This window comes from Streptomyces sp. SAS_270 (assembly GCF_052543295.1).
Map to the genome: position 1 here is coordinate 1 of NZ_JBMNDS010000010.1, position 17,887 is coordinate 17,887.

General features: G+C 73.0%; 18 protein-coding genes. 13 read left to right on the top strand and 5 right to left on the bottom strand.

The genetic code is table 11. The features are described 5' to 3' along the window. Together ACN6LB_RS09375 and ACN6LB_RS09380 are read left to right on the top strand one after the other, a co-directional pair. The coding region (locus ACN6LB_RS09375; protein ID WP_445025401.1) for an SPFH domain-containing protein at positions 1-442 on the top strand (442 nt) is incomplete at its 5' end. 88 nt (positions 443-530) lie between these two features. Next, the gene (locus tag ACN6LB_RS09380) at positions 531-1,940 is read left to right on the top strand and encodes a PhoX family protein (RefSeq protein WP_445025402.1); all 1,410 of its coding nucleotides are present in this window, start codon (positions 531-533) and stop codon (positions 1,938-1,940) included. Positions 1,941-1,996: 56 nt separating this feature from the next. Here ACN6LB_RS09380 and ACN6LB_RS09385 read toward each other — a convergent pair whose 3' ends face one another. After that, a complete protein-coding gene (locus ACN6LB_RS09385) occupies positions 1,997-2,473 on the bottom strand; it encodes a spore germination protein GerW family protein (protein WP_445025403.1) in 477 nt (158 codons plus the stop codon). A 197-nt stretch (positions 2,474-2,670) separates the two neighbouring features. On the opposite strand from ACN6LB_RS09385, the gene thrS reads away from it, so the two are divergent. From thrS to ACN6LB_RS09405, 4 genes are all read left to right on the top strand, one after another. Beyond that, entirely contained in the window at positions 2,671-3,948 is a 1,278-nt protein-coding gene (thrS, locus tag ACN6LB_RS09390) for a threonine--tRNA ligase (protein ID WP_445025404.1), read from the top strand. A 135-nt stretch (positions 3,949-4,083) separates the two neighbouring features. Next, complete coding sequence (locus ACN6LB_RS09395; RefSeq protein ID WP_445025405.1) at positions 4,084-4,971, top strand: PPK2 family polyphosphate kinase; 888 nt, start codon at positions 4,084-4,086, stop codon at positions 4,969-4,971. Positions 4,972-5,096: 125 nt separating this feature from the next. After that, entirely contained in the window at positions 5,097-5,978 is an 882-nt protein-coding gene (locus tag ACN6LB_RS09400) for a polysaccharide deacetylase family protein (protein WP_445025406.1), read from the top strand. Positions 5,979-6,009: 31 nt separating this feature from the next. Continuing rightward, positions 6,010-6,204: a hypothetical protein gene (locus ACN6LB_RS09405; protein WP_356137291.1), complete on the top strand. Its 195-nt coding sequence runs from the start codon at positions 6,010-6,012 to the stop codon at positions 6,202-6,204. Between the two features lie 11 nt (positions 6,205-6,215). Here ACN6LB_RS09405 and ACN6LB_RS09410 read toward each other — a convergent pair whose 3' ends face one another. Both ACN6LB_RS09410 and ACN6LB_RS09415 read right to left on the bottom strand, forming a co-directional pair. Then, positions 6,216-6,887, bottom strand: a complete 672-nt coding sequence (locus ACN6LB_RS09410; RefSeq protein ID WP_356137293.1) for an ABC transporter — start codon at positions 6,885-6,887, stop codon at positions 6,216-6,218. Further along, a complete protein-coding gene (locus tag ACN6LB_RS09415; protein WP_445025407.1) occupies positions 6,884-7,798 on the bottom strand; it encodes an ABC transporter ATP-binding protein in 915 nt (304 codons plus the stop codon). The genes ACN6LB_RS09410 and ACN6LB_RS09415 overlap by 4 nt, the downstream gene beginning before the upstream one ends. A gap of 68 nt (positions 7,799-7,866) precedes the next feature. Here ACN6LB_RS09415 and ACN6LB_RS09420 point away from each other — a divergent pair, with 68 nt between their 5' ends. The 7 genes from ACN6LB_RS09420 (at position 7,867) to ACN6LB_RS09450 (ending at position 15,591) form a co-directional block, all read left to right on the top strand. Further along, positions 7,867-8,604 carry a peptidyl-tRNA hydrolase gene (locus ACN6LB_RS09420; RefSeq protein WP_356137297.1) on the top strand — a complete coding sequence of 246 codons (738 nt, stop codon included), beginning with the start codon at positions 7,867-7,869 and terminating at the stop codon, positions 8,602-8,604. Positions 8,605-8,951: 347 nt separating this feature from the next. Next, positions 8,952-9,596, top strand: coding sequence for a TetR/AcrR family transcriptional regulator (locus ACN6LB_RS09425; protein ID WP_356137299.1), 645 nt, complete (start codon positions 8,952-8,954; stop codon positions 9,594-9,596). Between the two features lie 81 nt (positions 9,597-9,677). Next, complete coding sequence (locus ACN6LB_RS09430; RefSeq protein WP_445025408.1) at positions 9,678-10,328, top strand: TIGR03086 family metal-binding protein; 651 nt, start codon at positions 9,678-9,680, stop codon at positions 10,326-10,328. 152 nt (positions 10,329-10,480) lie between these two features. Next, complete coding sequence (locus ACN6LB_RS09435; RefSeq protein ID WP_445025502.1) at positions 10,481-11,857, top strand: DUF692 domain-containing protein; 1,377 nt, start codon at positions 10,481-10,483, stop codon at positions 11,855-11,857. A 277-nt stretch (positions 11,858-12,134) separates the two neighbouring features. Beyond that, positions 12,135-12,914, top strand: coding sequence for a DUF4142 domain-containing protein (locus tag ACN6LB_RS09440; protein ID WP_445025409.1), 780 nt, complete (start codon positions 12,135-12,137; stop codon positions 12,912-12,914). 113 nt (positions 12,915-13,027) lie between these two features. Continuing rightward, positions 13,028-13,822, top strand: coding sequence for a TIGR04222 domain-containing membrane protein (locus tag ACN6LB_RS09445; RefSeq protein WP_445025410.1), 795 nt, complete (start codon positions 13,028-13,030; stop codon positions 13,820-13,822). 128 nt (positions 13,823-13,950) lie between these two features. Then, positions 13,951-15,591, top strand: coding sequence for an alpha/beta hydrolase (locus ACN6LB_RS09450; protein ID WP_445025411.1), 1,641 nt, complete (start codon positions 13,951-13,953; stop codon positions 15,589-15,591). An 11-nt stretch (positions 15,592-15,602) separates the two neighbouring features. Here the strand turns inward: ACN6LB_RS09450 and hemQ are convergent, their stop codons facing one another. Both hemQ and hemG read right to left on the bottom strand, forming a co-directional pair. Further along, positions 15,603-16,334 (bottom strand): hydrogen peroxide-dependent heme synthase, encoded by a 732-nt coding sequence (gene hemQ, locus ACN6LB_RS09455; protein WP_356137309.1) that lies wholly within the window; start codon positions 16,332-16,334, stop codon positions 15,603-15,605. Between the two features lie 4 nt (positions 16,335-16,338). Beyond that, positions 16,339-17,796, bottom strand: coding sequence for a protoporphyrinogen oxidase (hemG, locus tag ACN6LB_RS09460; protein WP_445025413.1), 1,458 nt, complete (start codon positions 17,794-17,796; stop codon positions 16,339-16,341). Positions 17,797-17,887 lie beyond the last annotated feature (91 nt).

The window sequence follows — 17,887 nt, forward strand, 5'->3', positions numbered from 1 at the left end:
GGGTGTGCAGATCGACCGCGTCGAGATCAAGGACGTGTCGCTGCCCGAGACGATGAAGAGGTCGATGGCACGGCAGGCCGAGGCCGACCGCGAACGCCGCGCCCGGATCATCAACGCCGACGCCGAGCTCCAGGCCTCCAAGAAGCTCGCGGAGGCCGCCGAGGTGATGGCCGAGCAGCCCGCGGCCCTGCAACTGCGGCTGCTGCAGACGGTGGTGGCGGTCGCAGCCGAGAAGAACTCCACCCTCGTCCTGCCCTTCCCGGTGGAGCTGCTGCGCTTCCTGGAGCGCGCACAGACACAGCAGGGGCCGCCCGCCACACCTGCGCCGCCCGCGGCCGTCACACCCCCGGGGCCTGAGGCCGTCACACCCCCGCGACCCGAGGCCGACACGCCCGCCCTGCCCGAGGCCGACACGCCTGTCCCGCCCGAGGCCGACGGGTGACACGTGCTACGCGCGTGGTTCCTGCGACCCCTGACGCGTGATACACACAGCTGGGTCACAGTCCTGTCCGCCAACAGGAAGGTCTCCCATGTCCCTCACGCCTGCCACGCCCGCCGTGCCAGAGAACAGCAGCTCCGCGACACGCCGTCAGTTGCTCGCCCGCACCGGGGCGCTGGGCGTCTCGATCGCCTTCGCCGGATCCCTCACCGATCTCTTCGCGGGCACCGCCGCCGCGCAGGACCTGGGGCACCACGGGTACGGCCCGCTGGTCCCCGACCCGAACGGACTCCTCGACCTGCCGGAAGGTTTCCGCTACCGGGTCCTCTCCCGCGAGGGCGACCCGTTGCGCTCCGGCGAAGGCCCCGTCCCGAGCAACCACGACGGCATGTCCGCCTTCGCCGGCCGGCACGGCCGGGTGCACCTCGTGCGCAACCACGAGAACCGCGTCACCGCGAAGTTCGCCGTTCCGACCGTCGACGGCCTCACCTACGACCCGATGGGCAAGGGCGGCTGCACGGCATTCACGCTCGACCGCGACGGCGACGTCCTGTCGGAGCGGGTCGCGATCGCCGGTACCGCGGTCAACTGCGCGGGCGGGCCCACCCCTTGGGGCACCTGGCTGACCTGCGAGGAGACCGAGGACAGGGCGGGCACCAACGGCTACACCAAGGACCACGGCTTCATCTTCGAGGTGGACCCGGTCGACCCGCACCGCACCGGAGCGGTCCCCCTGACCGCGATGGGCCGCTTCCAGCACGAGGCGATCGCCGTCGATCCGAAGCGGGGCATCGTCTACGAGACCGAGGACGCGTTCCTCAAGCCGTTCGGCCTCTTCTACCGCTTCCTGCCCAACAGGCCCGAGGGCGGGGTGGGTTCACTGCGCGCGGGAGGCAGACTCCAGGCGATGCGTGTGCCCGGCGTGCCGGACCTCTCCTCGATCCAGGAGACCGGTGCGACCTTCGACGGCATCGAGTGGGTGGACGTACCGGACCCGCTGGCGGCCCGGACACCCGTCCGGCTCCAGGACTTCGGCCCGAAGGGCATCACGCACGCCCAGAAGCTGGAGGGCTGCTACTGGGGCGGCTCGTGCGTGTACTTCGTCTCCTCCTTCGCCCACAGCGCCGATGGCTCGGCCGCCGACCACTACGGCCAGATCTGGCGCTACGACCCGTCGGCGCGCCGTCTCACCCTCGTGATCGTCTTCGGTCCGGACACCGACGTACAACTCCCGGGCGAGTCCCCGGACAACATCTGCCTCGCCCCCAGCGGCGGCCTCATGGTCTGCGAGGACGGCAACGGCGCCCAGCACGTCTTCGGCGTGACGCGCCGCGGCGAGGTGTACGCGATGGCGCGCGGCGCCCAGAACATCGGCACCCAGCAGGCCCCGGAATGGGGCGAGTTCGCGGGCGTCACGTTCTCGCCGGACGGCAGGACGATGTACGTGAACTGCTATACGCCGGGGACCACGTTCGCGGTGACGGGGCCCTGGCGCCGTTAGCCGTTCCAGCGGCGCCGGGCGGGTCGCCGGAGGACCCGCCCGCGCCTGGCGGGTCCTCAGTGGCTCCGCCCGCGCCGCGCGGTGAGGGCGCGGGCCAGCAAGGGGGCGGTGGTGCCCAGAAGCAGCGTCGCCAAGGGGGCGACGACGTCGGTCCACGGGTCGCGGATGCGGTGGTAGGTGGCGCTGCCGTCGCGGAGTTCGATGAAACCGAGCGGCCGGGTCTCACAGCCGCCCCCTCCCCCGCCGCCCTCGCCGCTCGCAAACCGGCGCACCTCGCGCGCGGTGCCGCCGCCGAAGCCGAAGGCGGCCCTGGCGACGGGGATCACGGTGACCCCCTCGCGGGTGACCGGCTCACCGAACACGGCAGCGACGGAGGCCCGCCCGCCGAACCGCTCGGCGAGCCCCTCCAGCAGACGGGCGACGATTCCGTCCGTGGCCGCCGTGGCCGCGACGGCGGCGTCGAGGGCCGGGGTGCCGGCGGCCGGGTCCGTGGGATCGGCGGACGAGGGCGAGGTGTCCTGCGGTGCTGTCATGGCGGTGCCTCCTTGGACGGGGTGCGGCGCATACCGGTAGGCGCAGATTAATTCCGGTGCCTGCCGTGAGACCCCCTGCTACCGTCACGACCATGAAGCGTGCCGCCGTGAACACGACGACGCCGGAGAGTGTCCCGGCGCGCTGACTGATGTCTTGAGTCCGAAGCCCCGGGGCGAGTGCCCCGGGGCTTCGCCGTGTGTGGTCACTCGTCCCTCCCCCGAACGAGGAGACCGCCATGCACGACCACCGCCGACTCGGCCGCGAGCTGGACCTGTTCGACACCGACCCGCTGATGGGCGCGGGCCTGCCGTACTGGCTGCCGGACGGCGCGGCCGTACGGCACGCGCTGGAGGAGTACGTGCGCGACGCCGAGCGCCGGGCGGGCTACCGGCATGTGTACTCACCGGTGTTGGGCAAGCGCGAGCTGTACGAGATCTCCGGCCACTGGTCCCACTACAGCGAGGACATGTTCCCGCCCATGGATCTCGGCGGCGAGCAGGTCGTCCTGCGCCCCAGCCTCTGTCCCCACCACGCGCTCATCTACCGCGCTCGCTCCCACAGTTACCGCGAACTACCGCTTCGCATGGCCGAGTTGGGCGGCATGTACCGCTCCGAGATGTCGGGCGTCCTCGGCGGTCTGACCCGGGTGCGCGCGATCCAGCTCAACGACGCGCACATCTTCTGCACCCTGGACCAGGTCGCCGAAGAGGCGTACGACGCACTGGAGCTGATCCGCCGCGCCTATGGCGCACTCGGCATCGAACCCGCCCGCTACCGCCTCTCGCTGCCCGGCCCCGGCGGGAAGTACGTCGCCGGCCCCGAACTGTGGCGCCGGTCCGCCGCGCTGCTGCGGGACGTCCTCGACCGCTCCGGGGTGGTGTACGAGGCCGTCGAGGGCGAGGCGGCGTTCTACGGCCCCAAGATCGACGTGCAGATCGCCGACCCGGCAGGACGCGAGTCGACCCTCTCCACCGTGCAGGTCGACTTCCACCAGCCCGAGCGGTTCGATCTGCACTACATCGGTGCCGACGGCGCCCGGCACCGCCCGGTCATGGTCCACCGCAGCGTGATCGGCAGCCTGGAGCGGGCCGTCGCCCATCTCATCGAGGCGCACGGCGGTGCCTTCCCGGCCTGGCTCGCCCCCACCCAGGTGGTGGTCCTGCCGGTCTCCGACGCGGAGAGCGACGACGCCGTACGGCTGCTGCGGCGCTGCCGCGACCAGGGGCTGCGCGCCGAGCTCGCCGCCCCGGACCAGGGCACCCTCGGCGCCCGCGTCCGGGCCGCTCGGCTCGTGCCCTACCAGGCGGTGATCGGCGCCCGGGAGTCCTCGGCAGGCGAGGTCGCCCTGCGGCTGCGCGACGGCCGCCGCCTGGACGCACGGCCGGCGGCGGAGGTACTGGCCCGCATCGGCGCGGTGGTCGCCGGACAGGGCACCGCGCTGTGGGAACCCGATCCGGTGGTGGCGCACGGGTAAGGGCGGGCGCGCGGGAGGGACGACCCGGACATCACCGCGGGCGCGCTTGCGTGCGGTCCGCCCCGGCGGGTAGCGGCCGCCCGGCCCCCGGCGCAGGATCGAGGGACACACCCGGCGAGCCGGAAGGGGTACGCGGTGGCCAAGGCCGAGAAGCACACGAGGGGCCGGAGGAGCGAGCCGCACGCCGCGCTCGGCGACCTGCTTCGTCTGCCGTCCGACGGCAAGCCGGTCGACCTCTCCTCGTACCCCACGGACGCCACCCCCGGCGGCCCCCGGGACAAGGTCGCCGGGCTGGAGGCCATCGCCCGCACGGGCGAGCGCCTCGGCGACCTCCAGGAGCGCCTGTGGGCCGCCAGCACGGCGGGTGACCAGCGCCGGATCCTGCTGATCCTGCAGGGCATGGACACCAGCGGCAAGGGCGGCACGGTCAGACACGTCATCGGTCTGTTCAACCCCTCCGGCTGCCGGATCCGGGCGTTCAAGGCCCCGACCCCCGAGGAACTGCGGCACGACTTCCTCTGGCGCGTCAAGAAGGCGCTGCCGCTGCCCGGCGAGATCGGCATCTTCGACCGTTCGCACTACGAGGACGTCCTGATCGCCCGCGTCCGCGCACTCGTCCCGCACAAGGACCTCGGCAACCGCTACGGCCGGATCAACCGCTTCGAGAAGGCCCTCACCGACGACGGCTTCACCGTGGTCAAGTGCTTCCTCCACATCTCCTACGAACAGCAGCGGCGCCGCCTGCTCAAACGGCTCGACAACCCCGCCAAGCACTGGAAGTTCAGCACCGGGGACATCGAGGACCGCGCCCTGTGGCCCGCCTACCAGGAGGCGTACGAGATCGCGCTCGCCCGCTGCTCCACCCCACAAGCCCCCTGGTACCTGGTCCCCGCCGACCGCAAGTGGTACCGCAACTGGGCGATCAGCACGCTCCTCCTGGAGCACCTGGAGGCGCTGGACCCGCAGTACCCGAAGGCGGACTTCGACGTGGAGGAGAGCCGGCGGATGCTGCGGAACGCCTGAGGGGCGACCTCGCCGAGAGGTACCGGGCGGCGCCGGGACGCTGGGCGGGTGACTTCGGCCCCGGATTCACCCGACGCACACCCACGACGGGCGATTAGTCACATTTGTCTGGATACCTTCATCCGGTGATCATTCTTGTACGCCGTGTCGCCGCCGCCTGCGCCCTGGGGGCCCTCGGGACCGCGCTTACCGCCTGCGGCGCCCCGGCCGCCCAGCACCCCACCCGCCCGGCGCCCACTGCCGCGGCCTCGAAATCCCCCGCGCCCCCGACCCTCGCCCCCGGTCCCGCCGGCCTGACCCCGGTCTTCAAGAACGGCCCGCGCACGAGCAGCCCCCGGACGAACGGCTCGCGCGCGGCGGGCAAGGCCGTCGCGCTGACCTTCGACGCGGACATGACCGCGGATCAGGGGTCGCGGGCCGCGGCCGGAGAACACTTCGACAATCCGCGGCTCATCGCGACCCTGCGCGGGCTGAAGGTGCCGGCCACGGTGTTCATGACGGGGCGGTGGGCCGACGAGTATCCGCAGGAGGCCAGGGCCATCGGGCGGGACCCGCTCTTCGAGGTCGCCAACCACTCCTACAGCCACTACGCCTTCACCAAGGACTGCTACGGCCTGCCGACCGTCCCCGCCAACCGGATGCGGACCGACGTGGAGCGGGCGTACGCCGCCTTCAAGAAGGCGGGAGTGCCCGATGCGATGCCGTACTTCCGCTTCCCCGGCGGGTGCTACGACCAGCGGGCGCTGCGCGCGCTGAGCGCGGTCGGGGTCACCGCCGTGCAGTGGGACGTGGTGAGCGGGGACGCGTTCGCGACGGATGCGGATGCGGTGGCCCAGCAGGTGCTTGACGGGGTGCGGCCGGGGTCCGTCGTCGTCATGCACTGCACGCGGAGCGCGGCTCCCGCGACCGAGCGGGCGGTGCGCACGATCGTTCCCGAGCTGCGCAGGAAGGGCTACCGGTTCGTGAAGGTGTCCGAGCTGATCGGGGCGGCGGGCGGCCACCGCTGACTCCTGCGGGGCTCGCCCTACCCTGGGGGGCATGAGCGATTACTGCGGTACGGAGACGGCGGCCCCGCAGCCCGCGGCGGCCCCGGGCCCCGCGGCGGACGGGCCGCCGTTCGCCGAGTGCGTGCTGTGCCGGAAGCCGACCGAGTACCCGGAGTCCCACAAGGGCGTCACGTTGTGCCCCGTCTGTGAGTGGCAGGAGGCGCAGCGCACGGCCTGCTCGGGCTGAGCAGCGGCCGGTCAGGGCGATCTGCGGGTGGTGAGTGCGCAGGCCGCGGCGGTCGCGGCGGCCGCCAGGAGTGCGGCAGCGGCCAGCGGCAGAAGCGGCACGGGCACCCTGCCCTCCTGCGAGCCGGTGATCAGGCCGGTGATCGCCGCCTGGGCGGGCGAGCCCGTCACCACCAGGCCCAGCAGTACGGCGAGCAGCATGGCGGGGATCGCGCGGCCGGGCGAGTTCAGCAGCGGCCAGGTCGTGAGGGCGCCGACCGCCGTGCCGAGCAGGGCGCACGCGAGCACGGCCAGAAGCCCCGCGGCGCCCGCCTCGAACACGGGCAGCCGCGTCTGGTGGTCGGTGCTCCTCGGGTCGCTGATCACCGTGACGACCAGGGTCGACGCCGTGCCGATGAGTGCGGACGCCGACAGCGCGACGAGCAGACAGGCGAGGTGCGCCCGTCCGGGACCGGCCGCCGCCCCTACACAACTCCGGGCAGCGGGCGGCTCGTTGGTGGCGCAGATACGGACGAGCCAGGCGGCCACGGGGAGCACGGCGGCGGCAGCGTAGCCGAGCGAGTCGAGCACCGGCTGCCCGCCCTGCACACCGATGGCGAGGAACGCGGCGTACAGGATGAAGGGAGGCAGCCAGCGCTGGGAGCGCAGGAGGAGGTCGGCCTGATAGCGGAAGAGGGCGGTCATCGGCGGCTTTCGGCTTCGAGGGGCTTTACGTCGTCCGCGGCGGCGATGGTGTCCGCGGGGACCTGGCGCACGCTCACCACGTGCCATGGCGGGTGCGCGCCCAGCAGCGCGCGGAGCACGACGTCCGAGTGGGTCCCCGGGACGGTCAGCCGGTAGGTGCCCGGCGCGGACTCGTCGACGGCCGTGGCGAACTTCCCCGCGTCGGCGGGCGGTTCGCTCCCGAGCGGGCCCTCGACCTCGACGACGACGTGCGGCGCGTCCGGCGCGCCGACCGGTCCGGCCCCGGGCGTCGTACGGAGTCGGAGCGCGCCCTCGACGACGGCGTACGTCGCGTCGGGTGCCCCCGCCAGGCGGCGCGGGTCGTGGTCGACGAAGACGACGGCGGCACCGGCGGCCGTGCGCTCCGCGACGACGCGTTCGAGTTCCGCGCGGGCGGCGGTGTCGAGGCCGGTCCAGGCCTCGTCGAGGACGAGGAGTTCCGGCTGCGCGAGCAGGGCCTGGGCGACGGCGACCTTCTGGCTGCTGCCCTTGGAGAGCTCGGACAGGGGTGTGCGGGCGTAGGCGGCGGCGCCGAAGCGCTCCAGCCACTCGTCGGCCGCACGGGCGGCGGCCGGACGGGAGAGCCCCTGGACGGCACCGAGGTGGGTGAGGTAGCCGGAGGCGGTGAAGGGGAGCGCCGCCGGGAACCGCTCCGGGACGTACGCCGTGCGCGGGCGCCCGCCGATCCGGCCTTCGGTGGGCGCGTCGATCCCGGCCAGAAGCCGCAACAGGGTTGATTTTCCCGTGCCGTTGGCGCCCTCGATGCGGGTCAGCGTGCCGGGGGTGAGCGTGAGGTCGACTCCGCGCAGCACCCAGGGGCCGCGTAGCCCGTAGCGGCGGCCGACGCCCTCCAGCCGCAGATCCCCTCGCATGCACCGCATCCTCTCGTCCCTACGACCGTGCGCGGAAGAACGAATCCTCCCCTGGCAGACTGGAGGACGTGATCAGCGATGCGGCCGTTCCCACCGAGGGCTCCGACAACTCCGACAGCCCCTTCCGCTCCGAGCGCACGGCGCGCGACGAGGCACCCCAGTTCGTACTGCCTCTGGTCGTGCGCATCGAGCGGGATGCTCCCCCGGCCCGTACCGACGCGCTGGAGACGGCTGCCCGCGCCGTCCTCACGATTCTGAGCGACGAGCGCTCGCTCGGGGACGGCGCATGGGCACCGGCGATGCGGGACTGGCAGGACGCCCGGATCCGGAAGGTCGTCCGGCGGGCGCGCGGCGCCGAGTGGCGGCGGGCCGAGGCGCTGCCCGGCATCACGGTCGCGGGCAAGTCCGCGGAGGTACGGGTCTTCCCACCCGTCCCGCTGGACGGCTGGCCCAAGGACCTGGCCCGGCTCCAGGTCTCCGGCACCGACCTCGAGGACCCCGAGCCTCCCGTGGCTGCCGACGCGACGGCGCCGGTGCTGTGGCTGAACCCCGAACTCGACATGTCGGCGGGCAAGACGATGGCCCAGACGGGCCACGGCGCCCAACTGGCCTGGTGGGAGCTCTCGGACGAGGAGCGCAGGGCCTGGCGCGAGGCCGGCTTCCCCCTCGCCGTGCGCACCGCCGACCCCGCCCGCTGGCCCGAACTCACCTCCGGCGGCCTGCCGTTGGTCCGCGACGCGGGCTTCACGGAGATCGCGCCGGGTTCCTGCACGGTCGTCGCGGACCATCCGGCACTGCGCCACTGACGTCCATGCCGCGCGGCCGGCACCGAGACGCCGCTCCCGGCCGCCGCACATCGGGGCGAGCAGGCCGCTCCGCAGGGCAGACAGCCGTCCTCACCACAGCAGGCATGAGATGTCGCCGATCGTGCCGGACTTCGACGAGTCCGTGACCGTCCGCTCCGCCGAGGCCGAGGTGATCGGCCTCGCCCCCACCACACTTCGGCTGCTCGCCGACAGCAGAGCGCGGCCTGGGGCAACCGCCGCTGAGCGGCACCGGTCACGCGGGCCGCGAAGGCTAGGCTTGACGGATGCTCCCGGACCGGATGTCCGGACACGCGGAACTGTGGATCTGTGGATCTGTGGAGGTCACGATGGCCGGGACCCGGCTGGACGGCAGGGTCGAACGCGGCAACCGTACGCGGCAGTCGGTCCTGGGCCGTACCGTCGCCATCGCCTCGGTCGAAGGACTTGAGGCGTTGTCGGTGGGGCGGCTGGCCACCGAACTGAACCTCAGCAAGAGCGGCGTCTTCGCCCTCTTCGGCTCCAAGCAGGAACTGCAGTTGGCGACGGTGCGGGAGGCGTCCCGCATCTACCTGGAGCGGGTGGTCCGGCCGACGGCACAGACCCCGGCCGGGGTCGCCCGGGTGTGGCGGCTGTGCGACCTGTGGCTGGAGTACTCCGAGGGCCGCGTCTTCCCGGGCGGCTGCTTCTTCTACGAGGTGATCGCCGAGTTCGACGCCCGTTCCGGCCCCGTGCACGACGCCGTCGCCCGCGCCCAGCGGGACTGGACCGCCCATGTGGAGCGCACCGTCGAGGACGCCCGTGCCGCCGGCGACCTGCTGCCCGGTACGGACGCACCCCAACTCGCCTTCGAGCTCATCGCGTTGATGGAGACCGCCAACGCCGTCTCCGTCCTGCACGACGAGACCACCGCGTACCGCAGGGCCCGCGTCGCGATCGCGTCCCGGCTGCGGGCAGCGGCAACGGATCCCTCCTGGGTGCCCGAAGTCCCCTGATGCGTACGGATGTCGGCCTCGACGTCGATTGATCCTCCCAAACAAGTAGCACGACCGTTCGCTTAGTTTTATGCTCGGTCCATGGACATCACCCCATCGGACATCACCTCGTCGGGAGCGGCCCAACCGGGCGCCACCGAACGGGACTTCGTCACCCTCGACCGGATCGCCGTGCACGAGTCGTTACGGCTCGTCGCTCTGGCGCGGGACGCGGACTGGGAGCGGGACACCCCCTGCACGGGGTGGACGCTGCGCGAACTGGTGGCGCACATGGCCGCGCAGCACCACGGATTCGCGGCGGCCGCGCGCGGGGCAGGGCACCGGATGGCGTACTGGCAGGAGCCGGCGGACATGACCGCGCCCGGGCCGACGTATCGGGCGGCGGCGACGACCGTGCTCGCCGCCTTCGACGAACCGGGCGTCACGGAGCGGGAGTTCGCACTGCCGGAACTCGGCGGCGGGTTCCCCGGGCGGCTCGCCGTCAGCTTTCACTTCGTCGACTACGTGGTGCACTCCTGGGACGTCGCGGCCTGTCTCGGCGCAGGGCTCGACCTGCCGGACCACGTCCTTCGCGCGGCGCTCGCCGTCGCCCGGTTCGTGCCCACGGACCCGGCGGGACGCGGCGAGGGATTCGCCTTCGCGCCGGTGCTGGACGTACCGGCGGGCGCGGACCCGCTGCACGAGTCGCTACGACTGCTGGGCCGCGATCCGGACAAGTGGCCCCTGGGCTGAAACCTCAAATGTTGCTCTGAACGTCCGCTCCCCTGGGTTCGGCCCCGGCTGCCGGGGCCATGACTCCGTCACGCCGGAACACAGGTCCGTCGTGAGGAGACGACACGCAGGGTCGGTAGGGCAGCAGTGACGGAGGAGGGGCCATGACGAGCATGACGCGGCTGGAGCGGACCGGGCTACTCGGGCGGGCGGGGCGACTGGGGACCGGGATCGGGTGGCGGCCGGAGATCGCCGACGCCGTGGAGCGCATGCCCGGCATCGACTGGGTCGAGGCCGTGGCGGAGAACCTGTGCCCCGGACATCTCCCCGAGTCGCTGCTGCGACTGCGGGAGCGCGGTGTCACGGTCGTCCCGCACGGCGTCTCGCTCGGCCTCGGCGGCGCCGACCGCCCCGACGAGGCACGGCTCACGGCGCTGGCCGAGCGCGCCGAGGCGCTCGGCTCGCCGCTCGTCACGGAGCACATCGCGTTCGTGCGGGCCGGTGGCCCTCTCACCGCGTCGCCGTTGCTGGAGGCGGGACACCTGCTGCCCGTGCCGCGCACCCGGGACGCCCTGGACGTCCTGTGCGAGAACGTCCGCATCGCCCAGGCGGCGCTGCCGGTGCCGCTCGCCGTGGAGAACATCGCCGCGCTGATCTCCTGGCCCGGCGAGGAGATGACCGAGGGGCAGTTCCTGTACGACCTGGTCGACCGCACCGGCGTACGGCTGCTGATCGATGTCGCCAACCTGCACACCAACCACGTCAACCGCGGCGAGGACCCCGCCAAGGCCCTCGACGAACTGCCCGTCGAGGCCATCGCCTACGTCCACGTGGCCGGCGGTTTCGAGCGCGACGGCGTCTGGCACGACAGCCACGCCCACCCCGTGCCCCGGCCGGTCCTCGACATCCTCGCGGACCTCGCGTCCCGGGTGACCCCGCCGGGCGTTCTGCTGGAGCGGGACGACAACTTCCCGGAGGCCGGGGAGCTGGAGCGCGAGGTGGACGCCATTCGGGAGACGCTGGTGAGGGCGACGGGGGGACAGGAAGCCGCCTCCTCCTCTCCCGATGGCGCTGGGGGCGCGGGGGACACCGGGGGATCCGGGAGTGCCGGCGACGCATCGGCCTCCGACACCGTGCCCGCCCGGCAGCGGGTCGCCCTCGCTCAGGCCGCGCTGCTCTCCGCACTGGTCGCCGGGACGCCGGTGCCGGAGGGGTTCGACCGGGTACGCCTCGGCGTGCAGGCGCGGGCGCTTGCCGCCAAGCGCGCGGACATCGTGGCGAAGGTGGCTCCGGAGCTGCCGGAGATCCTCGCGTCGGACTACCGGCCCGCGTTCCTCGCGTACGCCCAGGGGCATCCGATGGGTGGGGGGTACCGGCGCGACGCGCTGGACTTCGCGGAGCATCTGCTGCTCGCGGGGCGGCCGCAGGACGCGGATGCGCGGCGGGCGCTGCGGGAGTGGTGGCTGGAGCGGTCGGGGCCGGCACCGCGGTCCCAGCGGCCCGCGGCGCGGCTGGCCCGGGTCACGCGGCGCGTGTTGCTGCGGCACTGAGGGGTTGAATCGCGCTGACGCGCTCGTCCTCGAACGCCGGACGGGCTTAAACGCCCTGATGTGCTGCGGTTAACAAGATGCCCCGGTCCCCACAGGCACCGCATTCACTTTGCGACTGTATCTGATGATTCATCCCTCCTCACCGGTACCGCATCCGGGCGCCCGTTACCGCCCTCCCGACCCTCCCGGCTCGTACGGCAGTTGGCGTAGGACCCTCGGTAATATGCCAAGCCGCACCCGAAGCGCACTAGCGTGCGGTGCCGCAACAGGAGGCACCATGCGATCCATCAACCGAACCGGACTGATCAGCGGGACCGGGCTCATCATCACCGGTCTCACGGCGACCCTCATCGCCCTGGTCTTTCCGATCTGGTCGTACGCGGACCGCTCCGGCACCGGCCTGGACACCCTGAACGCGCAGACCGTGTCGACGAAGTTCGGGCCGCTGTCCGGGCTGGACCGGGAGTTCATCACCAAGGTCCGGCTGGCCGGGCTGTGGGAGCTGCCCGCGGGGCAGGAGGCCGAGGAACGCGGCACCACACAGGCCGTACGGACCGCCGGACAGCACCTCGTCGAGGGGCACATGTTCCTGGACGCCAGGGTCCGCAACGTGGCGGCCCGGCTCGGCCTGGACCTGCCCAACCAGCCCAACCCGCAGCAGCGTCAGTGGCTCGCGACGCTCGGCGCGGCGCACGGCCAGGACTTCGACGTCCAGTTCGCCAACATCTTGCGCAAGGCACACGGCAAGGTCTTCTCCGTCGTCGCCCTCGTCCGCGCGAACACCCGCAACTCGCTGGTCCGCGACCTCGCCGACGACGCGAACACCACCGTCCTCGACCACATCAAGGTCCTGGAGGCCACCGGGAACGTCGACTTCGACGCGCTCGCCCGGGACGCGGCCACCGCGAGCCCGCCGCCGCTCACCAACTCGCCCGCCCCGCCCGGCCCCCAGACCTCACCCCGGACACCCGTCCCCGTGAGCCCGTCGCCGGAGCCGAGCTACACGCTGCCGCCGGCCGAGTCCAGCCCACCGCCCGGGCAGGGCGAGGCCTCCTAGGACTCCTGGGCCGCGACGCGAGGGCCAACCGGAACGTCACATACTCACAACACTCCGTCCATATCGTGAACAAGGCATGGCGCTCCCCCGTTTCGGTCGCATACAAACACGCCATGTTCTGGGTCCTTCTTCTGCTCCTGGCCTGGGCCGCAGCCGGTGTCTCGTGCACGCGGCTGTGCCTGGCCGCCGTACGCGCCGCCGCCGATGCGGACGGCGTGCGCGGGCACGATCTCACGCTGTACGAGGCCGCGTTCCTGTCCGGTGGTCCGGCCCGGGTCGCCGAGCTGACCCTGGTGTCGATGGCCCGGCAGCGCCGGCTGCTGCTCGCGCACACCGGCTGGGCGACCGTGGTGGACCCGCGCGGGCGCGACGACATGGAGCGTTCGGTCATAGGGGCCATCGGCCCGGAGGGCCAGTCGCGGATAGCGCCGGTACGGGCCACCGCGGCGGCCGCCGACTGCGTACGTACACTCGCCGACCGTCTCGTCGCCGCGGGCCTCGCCGTGCCCGACGGGGCGCGCACCACCGTCGCGGGCGCCGTCCGCCAGGTCCAGGCGGCCTCGGCGGCCGTCCTCGCGCTGGGCACCGTGGCGCTGCTGCTGCCGTCGCAGACCACCGCCGACGAGGTACCGGTCGCCCTCTGGTTCGCGCTCCCGCTGATCCTCACGCTGAGCTGTCTCGCCATCGCCCGTATCGAGGTGCACCCCTACACGCGCTGGGCCTCTCCGGCCGGGCAGCAGCTGCTCGGCACGCTCGCCCGGCGCCCCGACGGCAGCGGCGACGACCGTACGTACCTCACCTCGGTGGCCGTGCGCGGCGTCCGCGCGATCGGCGAGCCGGAGCTGCGGGCGGCCTTCGCGCACCGCGACCGGCAGCACGGGCCGCAGGGCCGCGAGCGGCACGGCTGACCGGCTGACCGGCGCGCGAGGGGGCGCATCGGGGTCATTGGACCCGACACCGGGGGCCGGTGCTTTACTTCGCCAACCGTCAAACGAAACATCCTTTTTGTCGCTGCCGCGCGCCGAAGGGATCTGCGATGAGAGCTGCCGTCCTCCATGGAACCGCCGGAGCCCTGCTCCTGACCGCCCTCGTCGCCGCCCCCGCGGACGGCCGGCCCGCCTGGCCGGACTCCACGGGCTCCCCCGAGACGCTCGGCACCGCCGTGGCCGCCGCGCGCGCCGCGACCGCCGGGATCCGCTTCGGAACGTGCGCCAAGAAGCAGGACGTGCCGGGCAAGCTCCAGTGCGGCACCGTCACCGTGCCCCTCGACTACGCGCACCCCGACGGCAAGCAGATCAAACTGACCGTCAGCCGTGTCCGGGCCACCGGCCGCGACCCGCACAACTCCAAGCGGAAGGTGCCCCGGCAGGGCGCCTTCGTCTACAACCCCGGCGGACCCGGCGCCTCCGGCATGTACTTCCCGCTGATCGGCTTCCTTCCCGAGTGGAAGCGCATCGCGGCGGCGTACGACCTCGTCGGCTACGCCCCGCGCGGCGTCGGCCGCTCGGCGCCCCTCTCCTGCCAGGACCCGAAGCACTTCGTGAAGGGGCCCTCGCCGGCGCCGACGTTCCCCTCGGAGTCGTACAAGAAGGAGCGGATCGCCGAGGCGAAGGCGTACGCGCGCGGTTGTGTCCGGCGCTCGGGCCGCGCGGTGCGGTACTACTCGTCGCTGAACAACGCCCGCGACCTGGACGTGCTGCGCGCCGCGCTCGGCGAGCGGCGGCTGACCTTCATGGGCGCGTCCTACGGCACCTACTTCGGTGCCCTCTACGCCACCCTCTTCCCTTCGCACGTACGCCGCATGGTCTTCGACTCGGCGGTGAACCCGGACCCCGAGCAGATCTGGTACCAGAACAACCTCGACCAGTCGGCCGCGTTCGAGACCCGCTGGGCGGACTTCCGCACCTGGATCGCCCGGCACGACAAGGTGTACGGCCTCGGCACCACGCCCGAAGCGGTCCTGCACAGCTACGACAAGGCGCGGGCCCAGCTCGCCGCCGAGCCCGCGGGCGGCAAGGTCGGCCCGGGGCAGTTGCAGGGCGCGTTCCTGCAGGCCGGGTACTACGACGACTACTGGCCGCAGCGCGCGCTGGCCCTCTCGGCGTATCTGAAGGGTGACCCGAAGCCGCTGATCCAGCAGGCCGAGCCGCACCCGGAGGCGGCCGTCGAGCAGGAGAACGGCACCGCGGTCTACACGGCCGTCGAGTGCAACGACGCGCCCTGGCCGACCGACTGGCGCACCTGGGACCGCGACAACACGCGGCTCGCCCGCAGCGCACCGTTCGAGACGTGGGGCAACGCCTGGATGAACCTGCCGTGCGCGTACTGGCCGGTGCCCCGGCAGCAGCCGCTCGACGTACGGACGCTTCCTGGCGCCCTGCCGCCCACCCTGATCCTGGCCGCCGAGCGGGACGCGGCGACGCCCTACGACGGCGCGGTCGAGCTGCAGCGGCGGCTGTCCGGCTCGGTCCTGGTCACCGAGAACGGCGCCGGCACGCACGGCATCGGCGGCGGGCCCAACCGGTGCGTCAACGGCTACCTGGACGCATACGTCCTGGAGGGCAGGCTCCCGGTGCGGAGCGCCGACTGCGCACCGCACGAGGAGCCGAAGCCGGCGGCAGCCAAGTCCGCGGCGCCGGACAGCGCCTCGGACAAGGCCGCCCGGCCCACCCGCTGATCAGGCGCCGGTCAGGCGAGCCCGGCGACCAGCTCGGCGATGTCCTTGCGGCGCCCCGTGTAGAACGGGACCTCTTCGCGGACATGCATGCGGGCCTCGGAGGCGCGCAGGTGGCGCATGAGGTCGACGATGCGGTACAGCTCGTCGGCCTCGAACGCGAGGAGCCACTCGTAGTCGCCGAGCGAGAACGAGGCGACCGTGTTGGCGCGCACGTCCGGGTAGCCGCGGGCCATCTTGCCGTGGTCGGCGAGCATGCGGCGACGGTCCTCGTCGGGCAGCAGGTACCAGTCGTAGGAGCGCACGAACGGGTAGACGCTGATGTAGTTGCGCGGCGTCTCGTCGGCGAGGAACGCCGGGATGTGCGAGCGGTTGAACTCGGCGGGGCGGTGCAGCGCCATGTTCGACCAGACCGGCTCCAGGGCGCGGCCCAGCTTCGTGCGGCGGAAGAGGTTGTACGCCTCCTGGAGCTGGTCGGCGGTCTCGGCGTGCCACCAGATCATGAGGTCGGCGTCGGCGCGCAGCCCCGACACGTCGTACGTGCCGCGGACCGTCACGTCCTTCGCGGCGAGCTGGTCGAACAGGTCCTGGACCTCGTCGGCGTAGCCCGCGCGGTCCTCCGGCAGCACGTCGCGCAGCTTGAAGACGGACCACAGCGTGTAGCGGATGACCTCGTTGAGGTCCTTGGCCAGCTTGCCCTTGTTGGGGACCCTGCCGGACTCGGTGGTGGGGGCGTCGTCACTCATGGGGCTATTCTCCCGCGCCGCCGTGCAGACTCTGCACCGGGTTCGCGACGAGGGCGTCCAGTGCGCCGCGGTCACCGCGCAGCTGGTCCACGGCGGCGTTCGCGCTCGCGATGCACGCCGGGATCCCGACGCCGTCGTAGGCGGCGCCGCACACGGCGAGGCCCGGCAGCTTGCCGACGTGCTCGCGGATGCGGGCCACGCGCGCGTGGTGTCCGACGGGGTACTGCGGCAGCCCGTCGGTCCACCGGGTGACGCGGGAGGCGACGGGGGTGGCGGCCAGCCCGACCGCCGCGCGCAGGTCGTGGCGCGAGACGTTCACGAGGTCCTCGTCGTCCCGGCCGAGGACCTCGGTCTCCCCGTAGCGCCCCACCGAGGTCCGCAGCACCAGCAGGTCGGGGTTCTCGGCGCCGATCCAGCCCCACTTCCGGCTCGCGAAGGTCGACGCCTTGATCGTGTGCCCGTCCACCGGCGGCACGAGGAAGCCACTGCCTTCGGGGAGGTCGGTGTCGGCGCGACGGTAGGCGAGCGTGATGAGCGCCATGGACGCGTACTCGACCAAGCCCAGCTCCGCCGCCGCGGCGGGCACCTCGGCCCGCAGCAGCGCGGCGGCCTGGGCGGCGGGTACGGCGACGACGACGCCGTCGGCCGCCACCAGGCGGTCGCCGACCGTCACCTCCCAGCCCTCGGGAGTGCAGCGCAGCCCCTGGACCGGACTGTTCAGGACGATCTCGCCGCCGCGCGCCCGCACCGACTCCGCGACCGCGAGCGGGAGTTGGCCGATGCCGCCCTCGATGCCCGTGAAGACCGGGCCGGTCTGCTGGGCGGCGGCCGCGCGGGCCTGGATGGCGCGGACCGCTTCCGTGAGGGAGGCGTGGGTGCGGGCTGCCTCGAAGAGCTGGGGGACGGCTGCGCGCATCGAGATGCGGTACGCGTCGCCCGCGTAGACGCCGCCGAGGAGGGGCTCGACGAGGCGGTCGACGACCTCGCGGCCGAGGCGGGCCGCCACGTACTCCCCCACCGCCACGTCGTCGCCGACCTCGGTGCGCGGCAGGTCCGCCTCCCGCTCGATGCGGTGCAGTCCGTCCGCGGACAGGACGCCGGAGAGCGCGGCGGCGGTGCCGGGGACACCCATGACGTGGCCCTTGGGCATGGGCCGCAGGGCGCCGCGGGTCCAGATCGAGGCCGTCGCCGTGGCAGGGGGCTGGAGGCGGTCGGTGAGGCCCACTTCCCGGGCCAGTCCCACCGCCTCGGGGCGCCGCGCGAGCATCGACTCGGCGCCCAGGTCGACCCGCGCGCCCGCGATCTCGCCGGGCAGCAACTTGCCGCCGAGCCGGCCGGACGCCTCCAGGACGGTCACGCGCGCGCCCTGCTCCAGGAGGCGGTGGGCGGCGGCCAGACCCGCGATCCCCCCTCCGATGACGACGACGTGTCCGTTACCCGTACGAGTGCTGTGTGCGCGCATGGCTCCACTGTCTCAGAGCCCCCTGACACACCCGCCGGGGCGTGTGGCCCCGCCGAGTCCCGACCGTGACCGCATCGGGACCGGATCCCGC

What these genes read in the sequence shown, in the direction of transcription:
- ACN6LB_RS09380 (WP_445025402.1), top strand. Translation starts at nt 531, where the DNA reads ATGTCCCTCACGCCTGCCACGCCCGCCGTGCCAGAGAACAGCAGCTCC.
- ACN6LB_RS09385 (WP_445025403.1), bottom strand. Translation starts at nt 2,473, where the DNA reads ATGACAGCACCGCAGGACACCTCGCCCTCGTCCGCCGATCCCACGGAC.
- ACN6LB_RS09405 (WP_356137291.1), top strand. Translation starts at nt 6,010, where the DNA reads ATGAGCGATTACTGCGGTACGGAGACGGCGGCCCCGCAGCCCGCGGCG.
- ACN6LB_RS09410 (WP_356137293.1), bottom strand. Translation starts at nt 6,887, where the DNA reads ATGACCGCCCTCTTCCGCTATCAGGCCGACCTCCTCCTGCGCTCCCAG.
- ACN6LB_RS09415 (WP_445025407.1), bottom strand. Translation starts at nt 7,798, where the DNA reads ATGCGAGGGGATCTGCGGCTGGAGGGCGTCGGCCGCCGCTACGGGCTA.
- ACN6LB_RS09425 (WP_356137299.1), top strand. Translation starts at nt 8,952, where the DNA reads ATGGCCGGGACCCGGCTGGACGGCAGGGTCGAACGCGGCAACCGTACG.
- ACN6LB_RS09430 (WP_445025408.1), top strand. Translation starts at nt 9,678, where the DNA reads ATGGACATCACCCCATCGGACATCACCTCGTCGGGAGCGGCCCAACCG.
- ACN6LB_RS09435 (WP_445025502.1), top strand. Translation starts at nt 10,481, where the DNA reads ATGACGCGGCTGGAGCGGACCGGGCTACTCGGGCGGGCGGGGCGACTG.
- ACN6LB_RS09440 (WP_445025409.1), top strand. Translation starts at nt 12,135, where the DNA reads ATGCGATCCATCAACCGAACCGGACTGATCAGCGGGACCGGGCTCATC.
- ACN6LB_RS09445 (WP_445025410.1), top strand. Translation starts at nt 13,028, where the DNA reads ATGTTCTGGGTCCTTCTTCTGCTCCTGGCCTGGGCCGCAGCCGGTGTC.
- ACN6LB_RS09450 (WP_445025411.1), top strand. Translation starts at nt 13,951, where the DNA reads ATGAGAGCTGCCGTCCTCCATGGAACCGCCGGAGCCCTGCTCCTGACC.
- hemQ (WP_356137309.1), bottom strand. Translation starts at nt 16,334, where the DNA reads ATGAGTGACGACGCCCCCACCACCGAGTCCGGCAGGGTCCCCAACAAG.
- hemG (WP_445025413.1), bottom strand. Translation starts at nt 17,796, where the DNA reads ATGCGCGCACACAGCACTCGTACGGGTAACGGACACGTCGTCGTCATC.